The 17,494-nt window shown below is 48.6% G+C and carries 15 protein-coding genes and 1 pseudogene; 8 read left to right on the top strand and 8 right to left on the bottom strand.

Annotation, left to right across the window (positions count from 1 at the left end; all coding sequences use genetic code 11):
* Window positions 1-707, top strand: a pseudogene (locus IXB50_RS04450) (hypothetical protein); the annotation flags it as partial.
* A 193-nt stretch (window positions 708-900) separates the two neighbouring features.
* Here the strand turns inward: IXB50_RS04450 and IXB50_RS04445 are convergent.
* The 8 genes from IXB50_RS04445 to IXB50_RS04410 form a co-directional block, all read right to left on the bottom strand.
* Entirely contained in the window at window positions 901-1,497 is a 597-nt protein-coding gene (locus IXB50_RS04445) for a Uma2 family endonuclease (RefSeq protein ID WP_215607732.1), read from the bottom strand.
* Window positions 1,498-1,556: 59 nt separating this feature from the next.
* A complete protein-coding gene (locus tag IXB50_RS04440) occupies window positions 1,557-2,144 on the bottom strand; it encodes a Uma2 family endonuclease (RefSeq protein ID WP_215607731.1) in 588 nt (195 codons plus the stop codon).
* A 44-nt stretch (window positions 2,145-2,188) separates the two neighbouring features.
* Window positions 2,189-2,464, bottom strand: a complete 276-nt coding sequence (locus IXB50_RS04435) for a PIN domain-containing protein (protein ID WP_246564083.1) — start codon at window positions 2,462-2,464, stop codon at window positions 2,189-2,191.
* 88 nt (window positions 2,465-2,552) lie between these two features.
* Complete coding sequence (locus IXB50_RS04430; RefSeq protein WP_215607730.1) at window positions 2,553-2,801, bottom strand: hypothetical protein; 249 nt, start codon at window positions 2,799-2,801, stop codon at window positions 2,553-2,555.
* A gap of 73 nt (window positions 2,802-2,874) precedes the next feature.
* Window positions 2,875-4,023 carry an ABC transporter permease gene (locus IXB50_RS04425; protein WP_215607729.1) on the bottom strand — a complete coding sequence of 383 codons (1,149 nt, stop codon included), beginning with the start codon at window positions 4,021-4,023 and terminating at the stop codon, window positions 2,875-2,877.
* 142 nt (window positions 4,024-4,165) lie between these two features.
* Complete coding sequence (argB, locus tag IXB50_RS04420) at window positions 4,166-5,035, bottom strand: acetylglutamate kinase (protein ID WP_215607728.1); 870 nt, start codon at window positions 5,033-5,035, stop codon at window positions 4,166-4,168.
* A gap of 27 nt (window positions 5,036-5,062) precedes the next feature.
* A complete protein-coding gene (locus IXB50_RS04415; protein ID WP_215607727.1) occupies window positions 5,063-5,629 on the bottom strand; it encodes a shikimate kinase in 567 nt (188 codons plus the stop codon).
* Between the two features lie 100 nt (window positions 5,630-5,729).
* Window positions 5,730-6,254 (bottom strand): DUF3038 domain-containing protein, encoded by a 525-nt coding sequence (locus IXB50_RS04410; RefSeq protein ID WP_326520723.1) that lies wholly within the window; start codon window positions 6,252-6,254, stop codon window positions 5,730-5,732.
* A gap of 270 nt (window positions 6,255-6,524) precedes the next feature.
* Here IXB50_RS04410 and IXB50_RS04405 point away from each other — a divergent pair, with 270 nt between their 5' ends.
* From IXB50_RS04405 to IXB50_RS04375, 7 genes are all read left to right on the top strand, one after another.
* Window positions 6,525-7,625 carry a hypothetical protein gene (locus IXB50_RS04405; RefSeq protein ID WP_215607726.1) on the top strand — a complete coding sequence of 367 codons (1,101 nt, stop codon included), beginning with the start codon at window positions 6,525-6,527 and terminating at the stop codon, window positions 7,623-7,625.
* 244 nt (window positions 7,626-7,869) lie between these two features.
* Window positions 7,870-9,366 carry an FxLYD domain-containing protein gene (locus IXB50_RS04400; protein ID WP_215607725.1) on the top strand — a complete coding sequence of 499 codons (1,497 nt, stop codon included), beginning with the start codon at window positions 7,870-7,872 and terminating at the stop codon, window positions 9,364-9,366.
* A 180-nt stretch (window positions 9,367-9,546) separates the two neighbouring features.
* Window positions 9,547-10,902, top strand: a complete 1,356-nt coding sequence (locus IXB50_RS04395; protein WP_215607724.1) for a hypothetical protein — start codon at window positions 9,547-9,549, stop codon at window positions 10,900-10,902.
* 368 nt (window positions 10,903-11,270) lie between these two features.
* Window positions 11,271-12,782 carry a UbiD family decarboxylase gene (locus IXB50_RS04390; protein WP_215607723.1) on the top strand — a complete coding sequence of 504 codons (1,512 nt, stop codon included), beginning with the start codon at window positions 11,271-11,273 and terminating at the stop codon, window positions 12,780-12,782.
* Between the two features lie 290 nt (window positions 12,783-13,072).
* A complete protein-coding gene (locus tag IXB50_RS04385; RefSeq protein WP_215607722.1) occupies window positions 13,073-15,118 on the top strand; it encodes a c-type heme family protein in 2,046 nt (681 codons plus the stop codon).
* 56 nt (window positions 15,119-15,174) lie between these two features.
* Window positions 15,175-16,509: a response regulator gene (locus tag IXB50_RS04380; protein WP_215607721.1), complete on the top strand. Its 1,335-nt coding sequence runs from the start codon at window positions 15,175-15,177 to the stop codon at window positions 16,507-16,509.
* Window positions 16,510-16,923: 414 nt separating this feature from the next.
* Complete coding sequence (locus tag IXB50_RS04375; protein WP_215607720.1) at window positions 16,924-17,475, top strand: ferric reductase-like transmembrane domain-containing protein; 552 nt, start codon at window positions 16,924-16,926, stop codon at window positions 17,473-17,475.
* Window positions 17,476-17,494 lie beyond the last annotated feature (19 nt).

Genomic DNA, 17,494 nt, shown 5'->3' with positions numbered 1-17,494 from the left:
GTTTTCTCAGAAATTGGGCTATTTTGGTTAATCTATATGTACTACTGTCTCATTTGAGACGGGTGCAAGATCTGAGTGAGATGCATTTAGTCCGCTTGGGCATTGTTCATGCCCAACAGGTTTTGCTAGTGGCCGATGGGGCTGATTGGATCTGGAATCGGTTTCCGAACTTACTTGAGAAACTCGCGGTGCCGAGCGAACAGGTGATTGAATTGATTGACTTTTATCATGCCAGTGAATATTTGTATGCCTTTGCTGAGGCTGCTTTCTCCAGCAAAAAGGCCGCTAAGGCATGGGCTAAACGAGCGTGTTCTCAACTCAAGCGCGGACACATTCAGACATTAATTTCCCAGATGCAGACACGGGCACCCCAGGCTACATCCAAGAAAAGACGTGTATTGGCACACAAAAAGTTAACCTATTTTACCAAGCAAGTCCAACGTTTTGATTATCAACACGCTCAACGTCTGAACCTACCTATTGGCAGTGGCGCAATTGAGAGTTTAATCCGACAGGTGGTGAATCTGCGCATTAAAGGAACGGGGAAGTTTTGGTTGAAACATCATGCTGAGTTGATCTTACTGTGTCGATGTCAATGGGCTGCTGGCTCATGGAATTCGTTTTGTGATGAGATCCTTCTCGCCAAGTTAGCCCCTAAAAACGTCCTCAATTCACAAAGTTATCCGTACAACCAAGCTGTTGCGTAACTGGCTTTTTATGATTGCACCCGTGATACACTGCTTGCCCAAAAAACTGTTTTGAAGCAGTCAATATCAGAAGTATTTTAGTTCAAAGATACTGCTTTGACGGTGTTTAATTATTTATTCAATATTAAATCTTCTATTCCTCTAGAGTTAGATTTTTATTTGTTCCAATAGTGATGGGACTTGCTGTCAGTAACTACAAGCACAGTGCCTTACGAAACTCATTCGCTGCATCTAATCGAGATGTTTTAGCCATCAACACACAGCGAGTCAGCACATCAATATCCAAGCCTGCAAGTTCCGGAATCTCACTGCGCATAATCTGAATATAATCCCCATCTTTCAGCCGATAAAGACTAAACAGCCCATCCTGCCAAAACCATACCTCAGGAATCCCCAATGCCCGATAACGCGCTAGTTTACTAAGCCCCCCGCTGGTAAACACCACCTCAATGACCAAATCAGGAGTCAGTTTAGACTTACCAAAACAATAAGACTCATCCGCTTGAGCAGAGACTTCACCCTCTCGCTCATGGGTCATCGATCCAGTCGGCTCAAACTCAATGCCCTTTTCCAGACAAAATAACCCAATCAAAAAGCCGATCAGTCGGCTAAACATCTCGTGCTCGCGCCCTGGCATCAGAATTTCGATAGTATCGTCATAATAAGCAAGCCGGATACCAGGAGACTCAGCAAACCCTGAACGAATCAGCTGAAACTTTGACCAGCTAATGCCGGAATACACAATCCGCTGATCGCTAGATAGAGATGTACGGGAAGGCGCTTGCGTCATGATTGGACCCCATAGGGTTCTGTCCTGGCTTTATCCTAATTGATTACATCTAAATCTTTCTACAGGCCAGCTCGCAGTAACTGAGCAGCGGTTAAATTTACCGCAGTAAATTCAGGCGACATCAATATCTGGTCATCCTCAAACTTACATTCCTGATAGTTCCCATCCACCAGCGTTAAGACATAAACCACTGCCGCCACCGGGTCCACAATCCAATACTCTGGCACCTGACGTGCCCCATACTCCTGCCGTTTCTCCACATAATCCCGCTCTCGCGATATCGGATCCGTATCACTGCTCGATACCACCTCCACCACCAAATCCGGCACCGGCATCCCCAACCGCAACAACTTACCATCCCGCAAAATCGCCGCCGCCGACTCCTCCGAATGCACCACCAAATCAGGTTCTCGTGCCGAAGCCTGCTCAGACGTCACCTCTAGCTGATGCCCTACCGCAAGCCGATAGTAGGGTATCCCCAACCGCAAAAAATAGCTCACCAAAAACATGACGATGGTCTTATTAATCGGGCTCTCGGTCGGCATCTCCACTAATACCCCATTGACCAACTCATAACGAGCACCTGTACCATCGTCATAGGTCAGATACTCCTCCAGAGTTAAGGTTTTATTCGTAGCAATCGTCATAGGGATTACCGGTTGCGATTGACTCTAGGATAACGTGCCCATTATTACTCCAATGCTTTTGGTTGAGTCAACGTAGCTAAGAAATCTTGTGGAAGCATTGCAGGCACTGTGACATCTGCAAAATCTGATATGTTGCGAGTTACGATAACATCCACATCAGCTGCATTCGCAGCGACTACTGTTACAGCATCCTCAAAGTCACTTACAGAACTTTGTAAAGCAGCCCGAATAACCGAGTCAGTCACACTAGCTATCTGAAGTCGTTCTAATAGAACAGATAAAAGCTCACGAGCTTTCTGGCTGCCAGTCTGTCGTCGCAAAATGTAAAAAATATTGGTAATCGCATGACCTGATACATAGCCTTCTATAAGACATCCAGCAGTACGTCACTATCCAACAAGACCCGTTTCAACTATATTTTTCCTCCAAATAGTCTACGTAGGAGTTAGTGTTGTCTTCTGGAGGCAATTGAATCACCCCAATCAACCGTTGGGTCCAGCTATCTAAATTAGAAATTGGCTCTGTTTTAGATGAAGGCGCAGTCATTTGGGGCTGGTGTGTCTCCTGTTGAATCGATGCCAACAATGCTTGTACCAAATACCAGCGCTGATCAATAGGCAGGTGTAATGCTTGACTTTGTAATTCTTGCCAGGTCATCGTAATACTCCTACGTCATAGGGATTATCGGTTGTGCTTGACTCTAGGATAACGTGCCCATTATTTTGCCAAACTATTCTTCCAAACTACGTGGATCCAACGCATCCCGCAGCCCATCACCCAGTAAGTTAAAACACAATACCGTAATCACAATCAACGCCGCCGGAGGCCAAATCAACCAAGGATGCAACACCAAAATCGACGCATTCGTTGCCGAAGACAACATATTTCCCCAAGATGCATCCGGCTGCTGAATCCCCAGCCCAATAAAGCTCAGCGCCGACTCTGAGAGAATATACCCCGGAATCGCCAATGTGGCCGAGATAACCACATAGGTGGCCGTCTGGGGCAAAATATGACGCAAAATAATGTGCAACGACCGGCCTCCCATGGCCTGGCTTGCCTGCACAAATGTGCGTTCTTTCAGTGACAACACCTCACCGCGAATAATTCGTGCCAATCCTGTCCAACCAATAAACGACAGAATCAAGACGATTAACAAAAACCGCTGGGAGCTACTCAGACCCGCTGGCAACACCGCCGCCAACGTGACCAACAGAAAGAATCCCGGAATCGTCATAATCACCTCAACAAAGCGCATGATGATCGTGTCCACCGTGCCGCCAAAGTAACCAGAGATTCCTCCAATCAGCAGACCCAAGGGAAACGTAATGATAATCCCCACGAGACCAATGCTGAGACTAATGCGCCCCCCATGGATCAACCGCGTCAGCTGATCGCGGGCCGACTCATCCGTGCCAAAAATATTCCATCGCCCCTCACCCACCGTGCCAAACAAATGCCGGTCAAACGTAATCCCCTTAAACAGCTCCACCTCCTCCATCTGCATCGAATCCTCAAAGGAAATACTCTTCACAAAGGGCAGCTTGAACTGAAATAACTTGTACTCAGAACCCTTTACCCACAAACGGATCGGTGACGGTTGTGAGAAATCTGTCTCGGTCACCCGATCACCGGTTTCAATGTCCACTGGCCCCTGGGTCACCGGATACACATGGGGACCGATAAACGTTTGCGATGTCTGGTCACGCCAATACACCGTAGTCGGCGGTAACAATGACCCATTTGCCTGCTGCTCATAGGGATCATAGGGAGCCGTCAGTTCCGCAAACGTTACTGTCAGATAGAAGATGATCAAAACTGTGGCACCGAACCGGGCCAGGGAGTTTTGTTTGAGTTTATTCCACCAGGTGACTGCCATATTGGTCAGAGGAGTTATGGGGGACTGGAAAGTTGGTGGTTGGTGATGGTTAGCGGTGGTTGGTTAGTCGTGAACTGTTGCCAACTATCAACCACCAACTTTCAACCACCACTAGCCAACTATATTTTGATATTGGCCTATTCTAAGCTGTCTGATGCGAAGCGACTAGCATGGAGCCAATGCCAGTGTTAGTAAAGGTTTCAAGCAGGAGGGAATGGGGCCGACGGCCATCGAGGATGTGGGCGGCACGGACGCCTTGGGCCAGGGCGCGGACGCAGCAGCTGACCTTGGGAATCATGCCACCGGAAACGATGCCGGAGTCAATCAGGTCACGGGCTTCTTGAATGTCGATTTTATTGTAGAGGGTGGAGGGATCGTGGTAGTCCTTAAGGATACCGGGAGTATCGGTGAGGAGAATTAGTTTCTCAGCACCTAGGGCGGCAGCTAGCTCACCAGCAACGGTGTCGGCGTTGATGTTGTAAGGTTGACCGTTAGTATCGGCAGCGACACTGGAAATAATCGGGATATAACCGGCATCGACCAGGGATTTGACGAGTTTAGGTTCAATCCGGGTGACTTCGCCGACAAAGCCCACCCCCTCAGCTGCATGGGGACGGGCCGTGATCATATTGCCATCCTTGCCGCAGAGGCCTACGGCACTGCCACCGGCGCTATTGACTAGACCGACGAGTTCTTTATTGACCCGACCGACTAGAACCATTTCCACCACATCCATGGTGGCTGCATCGGTAACACGCAACCCGTTTTTGAACTGGGCTTCGATGTTGAGCTTGCCTAGCCAGGTGTTGATTTCGGGACCACCACCATGGACGACGACGGGGTGAATGCCGACACAGGCCATAAAGACGATGTCACGAATGACCTTGTCTTTGAGGTTGTCGTCTTTCATGGCAGCACCGCCATATTTGACGACGACGGTACGGCCTCGAAATTGTTGGATGTAGGGTAGGGCTTCGCTAAGAATTTGGACGCGGTTGTCGGCAGTTTCCATAGGTGTGGAAGGTGGTGGAAAATAGAATTAACGATCGATGGTGGAGCTGGTGGAGGGGTTTTCGGTGATAAAGGTTTGGATGGCTTCTAGGGTGCGCTTGGCAACGGCATCTACCTTTTCCCCGGTCTGGTAGGTGACTGTGACATCGGCCTGGGCATAGCGTTGCTGACGCTGGTCTAGCAATGTGGTGAGCTTGTCCCGGAGGTTACCTGCTTTGAGCAGGGGGCGGGATTTGTCTCGGCTGAGGCGTGTCATTAGCTCATCGATGGATACATTTAGCCACACGACTAGGCCGGATTGGAGATAGCTCCAGTTTTTCTGTTGGATCACCATGCCACCGCCGGTGGCTATGACGGTGTTGGTATAAGGAGCGACTTGAGCCAGTACTTGGGTCTCGATATTGCGAAAGGCGGCTTCACCCTGGTCAGCAAAAATGTCATTGATGCTGTGGCCTATGGCCTGCACGATCACATCGTCTGTGTCGATAAATCGGTAGTTGAGGGTGTGGGCCAGGTATTTGCCGAGGGTGCTTTTGCCGGAGCCCATCATGCCCACTAGGTAGAGGTTTGTACCCTTTAGAAACTCTGCCGTCATGCCGAGTATTGAACCAATATGCGTTTTTAACCCAATTATTATCGGCCTAACTTTACCCGCTGTACAGACGTTCCATGGAACGTCTCTTCTATCATCCAACTTACTCAGCCCGTTCTAAAAGCGCCTGCCACAGTCTTTGAGGGCCACCGCCACCGCTGTAGAACAGCAGGTCGATCAGCAGTTGGAAGGCTAACCGTTCCAATGTCTGAGGTTTTACATCCGCTTCCATGCGCTCAGTGTAGGTATTGCTAAAGCGATCCAGATAGTCGCCTAGAATCGCTACCCGGTGGGGTGGGGAGCCGTTTACGGTGGCTTTTTCCAGCGCTGTTACAGCTTGATGGATGGCTTGCTGATGCTGTCCTGCTAGCTGAGCGGTGATCAAAACCAGGGCACGGGCTTCGTCTACATCTAGCTTTTTACGTCCCTGACCCTTGCGTAATGGACTTGACTGCCGTAGTCGCCACAGGTTGACTCGGTCCGATAGCAGTGTATCCAATTGGAGGGACTTGGCTTGGTCTAAAATCGCCTCTGAACCAATTCCCACCAAGGTTTCTAGGGCAAGCAACACCAAATCGAGCTGCCCCTTAATGGAGTGTAATTGGTCGGGAGTGAGATTAGCAGACACCGTTGGCTGGGAACGACACAGTCACGTTGTAGTTTAACGTTGCATCGTCCCCGGTTATCGATGTCGAATCATGGTTGCTCTGTAAAGACTTTATTGAAATTAGTCGAAACTTTATCCGTATCTCATCCCAGAAATAACGAATGCATTAAACAAGGACAGTAAATACCATGGGTCGCACAAGCATGATTGCAGCTCACATTCAATCGTTGTTTGTCCAGAAACTGCCGATTACGCAATCTACCTCAAGGCATTGCTAAAACGGAGAAAACTATGGGTCGCGCTAGTATTATCGAAGCCTATATTCAGCGGTTGCTTGAATGGAAACAGCCGATTACACCCTCTATCCTCAAGGCAATTGCTGACGAGGTAGGGATTACTCAAGGTGAGTTGGACGCCATTGCTCTTAAGGTGCAGGCTCACCTTACCAGTGCCCATGATTATATAGAGCTGGGCTACCTTGATAATGCTATCGATGAGCTGACCCAGGCACAGAATCTAAATCCGATCAACCTAGAGGTGCTTATTTACCTCGCTAATGCCTATAAACTGCGCTACAACCAGGACAGTAACGTGGCTGATCGGCACCAGGCGCTACGGGTCGCTAAGCGCTGTGTCTCTCTAAAGCCCAATGGAAAAGGGGCCCAGGCTTTATTGCGATCGCTAGAGCGTAACTTCGGTGCTCAAGTCATTTCTACCCAGACTAAGCCGAATATTTTTATTTTGATCGGCTTTTTGGAGAATATCTTTAGTCGGAAGAAATTTTCCCGGCGGACAAAAACGAAGATTGCAGTTTTGATTGTCTTTCTGCAGAAACCGATCAACCTGCCAACAACAACTCAGTGGGTGACGGCGCTATTGGCGGTTTTGGCCAGCAGTATGGCGACGACTGGCATGGGTCTGGTGGGAGCGGAACGCTTATCGCTGTTTTCTAAAGCGCCAGAACCTACGTTTGAAGCGCCTTCATTTGCACCAGGACCCAATATTCCAGTCACGTTTAATCATCCGGGGTTACTGATTGAACCTAAACTGTCACGCCTTGGAAAATATAAAGGTGAGGCTTACTATAAGCTCCACGGCGTTGTGATTAATGACAGTGGTCAAGAAGTGAGACGGCTAAACCTCAAGGTAGAGTTGTTGAATGGTGATGGTGATCCGATTTCAACGATTCATCAAGTGGCGATTACAAATAGTGGCGCTACTATTCGTCCTGGGGCTACTCAATCCTTTAACCTGTTCCACAAGATTACACCGGCGCTGATCAGTGTGCGAGTGAGTGTGAATGATATTGAACAACTTGAGCTTTTTAGCCGTAACGAAAAAGTAGACGATGATAGCGGAGTGGGGCTGTCGACTATTTTTGGTGGTGAATAGGACCGATAACACTGGTCGGTTTACTATTGTTCTAGAGGGATTCTAGACGTGAACAAGGTTTAGGGCGGATTGAGTTTTTCTGATGTGATCGCTTTGAACGATGATGACGCCACGAAGACTTTATTGAAATTAGTCGGAATTTTATCCGTATCCAGGGAGTGAACTAGGGAATTGATTGAGTAGATGACATGCAATTGGTGTTGCCGCGCTGATTATTCGCGACACCACGGAGTGAATGGGTTATATGGATCGAGATCGCATCATAGAGGTTTATATTCAACGGCTGCTCGCCTGGGAAAAGCCAGTGACGGCAGATACCCTCGCTGCGATTTCCAAGGAAGTGGGGATTACCCCAGCAGAAATGCATGCGATCAAGCGTCAGGCTAAGGCTCATTTTACCCGTGGTCGCAGCTACGTAGAGTTTGGTTGTCTCAACGATGCTGTTGATGAGATGACCCAGGCGACATCTCTGGATCCGCTTAATTTAGATATCCTGCATGCGTTAGCCAATGCTTACAACCTGCGCTATAACCGCGAAAACGACCCTACCGATAGACAGCGAGCGCTGCTGGTAGCCAAGCGCTGCTTAGAACTTAAGCCGAATGACAAAGAAGCTCTGGTGTTAATTAGTTTTCTAGAGCACACTGCGGCTAACACCCAGGAAAAACTATCTAAGTGGACACAGCAGAAGATGGCTGTTGTGGCTGGGGGCTGCGCCATTCTGGGGGTGGGTATTTTTGGTGTGAGCCGACTGCCTGTATTCTCGGCCCCACCGGCTCCCTTGGGGCCTGCTCCGGGTACGATTGTGCCCGGCTCGGCGATCTATGATGCCAGTAGCACTAGTGCGGCAGACGCGGCGGCGGCTACTGCTACGAGCACGGCTGACATTGATCTGTCGGTGGATGTTGATATTCCGGTTGTTTTTGATCATCCAGGTCTAGTGCTTGAAGCACGTTCATCGGAGCTGGGCGATTTTGAAGATGCGGTTTATTACCAGCTGCGGGGAGTTTTTATCAATGCTAGCGATCAGGAGTTTAGAAAACTGACGCTAAATGTTGAGTTTCTAGACCGTAATGATGTTGCGATCGCAACCGAGAGCAAAGACGCGATTGGCATCGATGATGCCATTTTGCGTCCCGGTGATACCCATGCCTTTAACCTGATCCAAAAAATCACCCCCGAACTAGACTCCATTCGTCTGAGTGTGACCACCATTGAGCAGGCAACCGCCCGCAGCACCTACGTTCCTCCTACGCCCATCAACTACAGCTGGGGATTCGTAAAACCTGACAATATTAGCTTTGAACTGGCTAGCCGCAGTGAAGACTTTGGGGCCGCGAGACAAAATGTATCCGTGACCAAGCCCGCATCCTCTACCTCCGTTGCGGTTAATAGTGCCAATGGCAGTACCAATAGCACGGCTGATAAAAAGCCTGATAGCAAACCTGATAGCAAGCCTGGTAAAAGTAGTGCTGAAAGTGCTAGCCAGGCTCAACCCAGCCGAGCTTCGTTTAATTCCGAATGGGTTATTATCAACACCAGTGAATACCCCATTAACGAACTTAAACTAAAGGCAGAATTCTACGACGCCAACGATCGACGCTTACAAAGCGAAGAAATCATTGCCATCGAGAATAACGATGCGCCTCTGCTACCCGGTGAATCACGCCCTTTCCGTGTGATCGAAGCTGTTGCTAGAGGCTATGAGCGCTATCAGGTGACTGTGCTAGAAGCAGAGTAATCTTTGTTGATACTTCATCTGTGTCACAAATGAGTCTAGTCACAATCTATTAGCATAAATAAAATTACCTAGCTTTGAGGCATAACATAAGCGTGAACTAATGACTCTTCACCTTGGTTATGCTTTATCCAAGCTTTTACAAACACAGTATCAATTTATGCAGGCCATACTGAGTATGGTGTGCATAGGCAGTTACGTTTAAAACAGTCAACGGGATTTTTCATGGGTCGCGATCGCATCATTGAAAACTATATTCAACGTTTACTCGATTGGGAAGAACCGGTTACAGCCGACACCTTAAATGCATTGGCCGAAGAAGTGGGGTTGGGGCCAGACGATATTGCTGCGATCAAGCAAACGGCTCAGAACCATTTGGAGCGGGGACGCAGCTATCTAGAATTTAATTGTTTTGATGAGGCCATAGAAGAGCTGACCCAGGCAACATCATTGGACCCATTAGATTTTGAAATCCTGCAAACTCTCACCTATGCCTACGATCAACGCTACGGCAAAGAAAGAAACATTGCCGATAAAAAGCAGGCCATTGCCCTGGCCAAGCGCTGTCTAGAGCTAAATCCCAACGATGCAGAGTCTGTTATTCTGATTAGCTCTCGTGAAACGGAAGCTAATAAAAGCCAACTGTTGATTGGGCTGGGGTTGGCCGTTTTAGTGGGTTTTGGCGTTTTTCGGCCTGTGATGAATTATATTTCCACCCAGGCAGAAATCCGACAGCTCACCGAAGCAGCGATTACCCCAGATCCAGCGCCTGCCTCGGACAGCCCGTCCACTCTGAATTCCGACATACCCATTGCAGAAACCGGTACGACCACCTCCGAAATCCCTCCCGAAATCGACATTCCCATCACGTTTGATTATGAAGGATTGACCCTGGACTCTCGGCTATCACGGTTAGATAACTATAAAGACTCCTCCTATTACACCCTCCAAGGCGTATTGCTCAACATCAGCGATCAAGAAATCGATGCCCTGCGGCTGAATGTAGAGTATCTGGATAAAGATGGCACCGTGCTCGAAGTCGATAGTAAAGAAGCGATTGGCGATAGTGATGCCTCTGTTCGTCCCGGCGATTACCATGCCTTTGACCTGATCCACAAAACCACGCCCGACCTGGCCAATATCCGTCTCAGTGTCGTCACCAGCGACCAGGTACCCGCTCCTGCAACCTATACCCCAGCCCCAAAAATAAAGTACAACTGGGGGGGCAAACCACCCACCCAACTCACCTTCGACCTCACCGCCCGCAGCGAAAACCTCGACGTCTACGACATCACCGATAGCGCCTATTTCAACGCCGAATGGGCTGTTACTAATACCGGCGATACCGCCATCCGTCAGCTCAAGCTACAGGTCGACTTTTTTAACAAACAGAACCAACTCATCCTCAGCAAAGACGTATTGGCCGTCTACGGGAGTGATGCCCCCATGCTGTCCGGTGAGGTAAGGCCGGTGCGAGTGATTACCTCGATTGATCTGGACTATGGACGGTATGAGGTGACGGTATTGGAGGCAGAGTAGGCTTCGACTTCGCTCAGCCCTCTATTCAGAGAGATAACTAACGTTTTACGGTGTGGAGCGAACGCGGAGCAGCGTAATTACCCCACCGACCTAGTGCAATTAACTGAGCCATTCTCCAGAAAAACTCTTGTGCAAGGGGTGTGGGGACGTTGAGGTCCCCACGAATAGGAGGGGTTCGGGGAGGAAAGCCCTGAGCAGCCCATTATGCGGCATCACCAGAACAACCACCTAAATCCCATTTCCTCGCATAATAAAGAAGCAGCTTTACATTCCGTAAAGTGGCTTCACCTTTCGAGGACCTCTTAGTCCCCCTTACTAAGGGGGAAAGTATCTTTAGGGTTCTCTTTACCGAAACACTTCATCCCCCCATGGCCCGAGATCTCCGCGAATTTATCAACCTAGTCGAACAACGTGGCCAACTGCGCCGCATCAAGGCCCTGGTGGCACCCGAACTCGAAATAGCCGAAATCTCAAACCGCATGCTCCAATGCGGTGGCCCCGCCCTCCTCTTTGAAAACGTCAAGGGATCTCCCCACCCCATCGCGGTAAATCTCCTCGGTACCCTAGAACGGACCTGTTGGTCCATGGATATGGAACACCCTGAGGAATTAGAGACCCTGGGTAAAAAGCTGGGCATGTTGCAACAGCCCAAGCCGCCTAAGAAAATCTCCCAGGCGATCGAATTTGGCAAGGTCCTGTTTGATGTGGTCAAAGCCAAACCTCAGCGCGATCTGCTGCCTGCCTGTCATCAGGTTGTGCTTAAAGGCGATGACGTAGATCTCACCCAAATTCCCATGATCCAGCCCTACCCCCAGGACGGTGGGAAGGTGGTTACCCTGGGGCTGGTGATTACCAAAGATTGTGAAACGGGTATTCCCAATGTAGGGGTGTATCGCCTGCAGCTGCAAAGCAAAAACACCATGACGGTCCAGTGGCTGTCGGTGCGGGGGGGAGCCAGACATTTGCGTAAAGCAGCGGAGAATGGCAAAAAACTGGAGATTGCGATCGCAATCGGTGTCCATCCTTTGATCATCATGGCCGCTGCCACCCCCATTCCGGTGGATCTCTCCGAATGGCTGTTTGCTGGACTCTATGGCGGTAGTGGTGTGCATCTGGCCAAATGTAAAACCATTGACCTTGAAGTTCCTGCTGCCTCAGAATTTGTTCTCGAAGGCACCATCACCCCCGGTGAAGTTGCTACCGATGGTCCTTTTGGTGATCATATGGGCTACTACGGTCCTGTTAATGATGCGGCTCCTCTGGTGCGTTTTCAATGCGTTACCCATCGCAAAGATCCCATTTACCTCACCACCTTTAGTGGTCGTCCCCCCAAGGAAGAAGCAATGATTGCCATTGCCCTCAACCGCATTTACACACCGATTTTGCGACAGCAGGTGTCCGAAATCGTCGATTTCTTTCTACCCATGGAGGCCCTCAGCTATAAAGCTGCCGTGATTTCCATCAAAAAAGCTTACCCCGGTCAGGCCCGCCGCGCCGCCATGGCCTTCTGGACTGCCCTACCCCAGTTCACCTATACCAAGTTTGTCATTGTCGTCGACCACGATATCAATATCCGCGATCCACGTCAGGTGATCTGGGCCTTGACCTCCAAGGTAGACCCCACCCGCGATGTGTTTATCCTGCCGGACAATCCCTTTGATTCCCTGGACTTTGCCAACGAAAAACTGGGTCTGGGGGGCCGCATGGGTATCGATGCCACCACCAAGATTCCCCCCGAAACTGATCATCAGTGGGGCGACGAACTCAAGTCTGACCCCGATGTGGCCGCCATGGTGGAACGTCGCTGGTCCGAGTACGGTCTAGGGGATCTCGACATGGGCGAAGCCGACCCCAACTTGTTTGGCTATGATATTCGCTAATGTTGCCTCGGCAGATCTGGGTTGCAGTGGATACCAGTCGTCCAAAATGAACCACAGCCTTGGCAAATTACAGCGCTGCGGTAATGCGTAAAAATTTCCAAGTCTTGCCCTATGTCCTAAGTAATTCCTACAACCAGGACATAATCAGAATGGTTTAGAGAATATCCACACATCTATAAATTGTTGATTCTACGGTAAAGATACCCTTCTTGAATCAGGACCGCATAACACATAATCGACCCATAGAGTAGCTATTCTTGACCTAACTTTTTGGGGGTGAGTCATATACTATGAGGTCCAAACGCCGTCTTTCTAGCTTAGGTAAGCAATTTACCAAGATGCTAACGATTATTTTCTTCGTTGGCATTATTGCAAGTGGGTTAATTCTTTCAGCAGCTATGCGCCAGAAAGCTGAGGGAGAAATCGTGCAGCAGGCTGAGATATTAATCCAGACCATGAATGCTGTCAGGACCTATACCAGTGGCAAGGTCAAGCCTCAGTTAGCAGATGAGCTAGCTGAATCCTCAAAATTTATTCCTGAAACCGTACCGGCCTATTCTGCACGGGAGGTGTTTGAAGGATTTCGTGCCGAAGATACCTACAAAGACTTTCTCTACAAGGAAGCTACCCTAAACCCGACAAATCCGAGGGATCAAGCAGACGATTTTGAAACCCAGATTGTCAATAAGTTTCGAGAGAATTCTGAGCTCAAAGAGCTCAAAGGCTACCGCACGATGGATGGTGCCAAGCTGCTATACATTAGTCGGCCTCTGACGATTCAAAAAGAGAGCTGCCTCGAATGCCATGGGAGTCCCTCAGCCGCGCCCCGTAGCATGATCAGCACCTACGGCAAGAAAAATGGCTTTGGCTGGAAACTAGGAGAAACGGTGGCGGCCCAGACCATATACCTCCCGTCTAGCCAGGTATTTACAGAGGGGAATCGTTACCTTTTGCTAGTGATTGCAATCTTTAGCGGTGTATTTGCCGTGGTTATTAGCGTCATTAACCGATTGCTAAAGACAACCGTGATTCAGCCCTTGAGTCAACTGAATAAGCTCATCCGTGATATTAGCTTGGGTCAACGGGTCACCCTGCCCAGCAATGATGATTCCAACGCCTTGAGTAGCCTGGCCACCCGTAGTGATGAGCCTGGTCAGTTAGCCCGAGCCTTTGAGCACATGGCCAATGAAGTGGTGCTGCGGGAACAGTCTTTGAGCCATGCCAAAGAGAGCGCTGAGGCCGCTACCCAAGCCAAAAGCGATTTCTTGGCCAATATGAGTCATGAGCTCCGCACACCGCTAAATGCCATTATCGGCTATAGCGAGATGCTGGCTGAAGATGCAGAGAATCTGTCTAAGGAAGATGCTCAAACTGATTTGTACCGCATCCAAGGCGCTGGTAAACAGCTGCTAACCTTGATTAACTCGGTGCTCGATCTCTCCAAGATTGAGTCGGGGCGGATGGAGTTATTTGTGGAAGAGTTCTCCATTTCATTTTTAGTAGAACAGGTGGTTGATGTCCTCACACCCCTGGTTCAGAAAAATGGCAATAAGCTAATTGTGCACCATGAAACAGACCTGGATGTGATTGTGGCGGATCGGCCTAAGGTCCACCAAAGCTTGTTGAACCTGTTAAGCAATGCCAACAAGTTTACCCAAGATGGCACGATTGCCCTGACGGTCAAATCAACCACCTTTATGGACCAGCCTTGGGTTGACTTTATCATCACAGATACAGGGATTGGCATGACGCCGGAGCAGCAAAAGACGGTGTTTGATGCGTTTGCTCAAGCCGACAATTCTACGACTCGACAGTTTGGCGGTACAGGTCTTGGCCTCACCATTACCAAACAGTTCATCGCCATGATGGGGGGAGAAATCATGGTAGAAAGTCAACTTAACAAAGGGTCTCAGTTTACCTTGCGGTTACCTCAAACGGTGAAAGGGGGCAGTGTATCGATTGAGAAGGAACAGCCTTGGATCTTGGTATTACAGGCCAAGGAAAAGAATGAGGAAATTATTACTCAGATGCTGCGGCAAGAGAACTGGACTGTTAAATGCGTTGACAATAATGCCGATGCGTTGACGTTAGCCCAGGTAGATCTACCGGTGTTGGCATTGGTCGATCTAAGTTTGGAACCGGATGCCGTTCAGTGCATCAAAGTTCTACGACAGACAACTGAGTTTGAGGAGATTCCGATTATTGCGATCGCAAACTCCGTGATTGAGGCAGATGTCAGCATCCAAATTGCTAATGACATTCAAAGTATTTACTATCGCAATGATTTGAACCTACAAGACTTTCTAGAAGAACTCCAGGTTTGTGCAGCAGTTTAAGTTTTTTGGGACACCTAATTGACATCGCCGAGTGTTAAATCTATCCATTATTCGCTATGCCCAAGGTTTTGTTAGTCGAAGACAATGCGTTAAACCGCAAGATGCTGGAACGGCGACTGCGGCATTGTGGATATGAGGTTCTGTTGGCAACCGATGGCGAACAAGGCGTAACCATCGCCACTGATCAACAGCCCGATCTGGTGATCATGGACACGGACTTACCCGTGATGGGTGGATGGCAAGCCATCAAAATTCTCAAAGCATCTGTTGTAACCGCCAACATTCCTATCATTGCGCTGACCACCAATACCAAATCAGGAAATTGGAAAACGGCGCTGGAAGTTGGATGCAATGACTATGATACTAAGCCCCTCGTTCTCAAACGGTTACTAGGCAAAGTCAATACATTATTAGGTTTGGCATCTTCTCCTACAACTCCAGCAGAGCCTGACCCCGTAGATGTTTTATTGTCGGCCACGTCTTCATTTTCAATGTCAGAGAGCACTATCTCTGTCCCCTCCGCCCAAATTCCCACCCTTAATAAGGCATCTAACGGGCTTTTGAACGACCGCTATGAGATTGGTCAGGTCCTGCGAAAAGACTCCTTTGGCCAGTGTCTATTAGCCAAAGATGTCAAGGGTTCAGGCTCCCAATCGGTGATTATCAATGCCTTTGACTTACCGGTCGACGACCCGACCCTGTTGACCCTAGTGCGTGAGTCCCTAGCGTCAGAAATGAAGTTCTTAAGGGTGATCAGTAAGCAGGACGATATCGCCACCTGCCTTGATTATTTTGAACAAGATGAGACATTTTATTGGGTACAAGACCATATTTTGGGGACATCCTTGGCCAATGAGTTAGGCAGTGCCCAGTCCATGGGGCATGTCCTCAAGCTTACCCACAGTTTATTAAGTTCGGTGCACCCGTTTCATCAAGGAAAGATGGTGCATTGCGAATGTCATCCCCATAGTTTTATCCGTCGCCAGTCTGATAACCGTATTGTTTTAGTAGATTACGGTTTATTAAAGCGGATGTTTGTTAACCTGCGATCGCACTCGTTGACCTACCGTCAGGCCATTTTGAAACAAGGCCAATATCAACCAGCAGAACAGCGCGCCGGGACTCCTCAACTCAGCAGCGATGTCTATGCCATCGGTATGATTGTTCTACAATCCCTGACAGGACAGTCTCCCGAGTGGTTAGTCACTGCCAGTGGTCAGCGTAATTTGACAGACTTGGTAAAAGCAGATTCCAAGATAGTCAAACTATTTGAGCGTATGGTTAGTCCCAATCACCATGTTCGCTTCAAATCAGCAAGCGAGGCCCTCGCGTCTTTACCCCTCAGTTTACTGCCTAAAGAATCCACCTATCAACAGGCCCTTTCATCATAGGTTTAGCGAGGCCCAGGCTATAGACGAACGATCAACTCACTAAATCCATCATCCCCCTGTATTTCACGATACTGATACAGGGGGATGATGGGTTTTAAACTCCAATAATATCAATATTCATAGGTATATCTGTTGATTGTAGGGTTATCACCACAAGCCTTTGAACGTCAAGAACTTAGCCACATAGCCATAGAATCTTTAGAGTCTCAGGGAAAACTTAGGAACTTTTCATAAAGTATCCGGATCTGTATGATCAAAGAAATTAGTCTGTTTTACCATGTATTCGTAAACGAGAACATCTGTAGATTCACTGTAAATTGTGCTTGACAGTTGAAGGCAAATGGTTATCGTTTACGGGGACACAATGGGTGCGTCTTAAACGTTTTTGCATCTTCGATTGATAAATTGACACCAGTGAGTGTTCTACCTGAAATGCGTCTCTACCTTGAATCTGTGCCCCTTGGGAATCATTTGGGGCTACTGGCACTAGTTGCTTACATTGCCACCCTAGTGCCGACCATTATCCGTATTGTATTTCCTTCATTTAAGGCCCATGACGTCGTTCGTTGGTTGCTAAAACAGCGACGGGCTATTGGCATATTGGCCTTTGTGCTGGCGATGGGCCATGCTTACTTTGTCATTCGTAAGCGAAACTTCGATTTTTTTGATTTTAATACTTATAGAGCCAGTTCTGAGGGACTGGCAACGCTGATAATTTTTACGATACTAACAATCACATCCAATGATTGGAGTATAAAGCGGCTCAAACGTAATTGGAAACGTCTCCATACATTGACCTATGCTGCAATGTTTCTATTGACCTGGCACATTCTAAATAAGATGTCAGGACAGTGGACCCTGGTCACCCCCATTGCCGCTATCGGGATTATCTCAATTACATCTTTGTTTTTGATGCGCAAGGGGGCTGAGTTCCAAAAAGCCCTAGCCAAATCGAGTCCCAACTAAGAAACACCTCAATCTCAAT

It is taken from the genome of Leptothoe spongobia TAU-MAC 1115 (assembly GCF_018739885.1).
Lineage (GTDB): Bacteria > Cyanobacteriota > Cyanobacteriia > Phormidesmidales > Phormidesmidaceae > Leptothoe > Leptothoe spongobia.
Note: the sequence above shows the minus strand (reverse complement) of the source record. Positions and strands in the feature narration are given on the sequence as shown.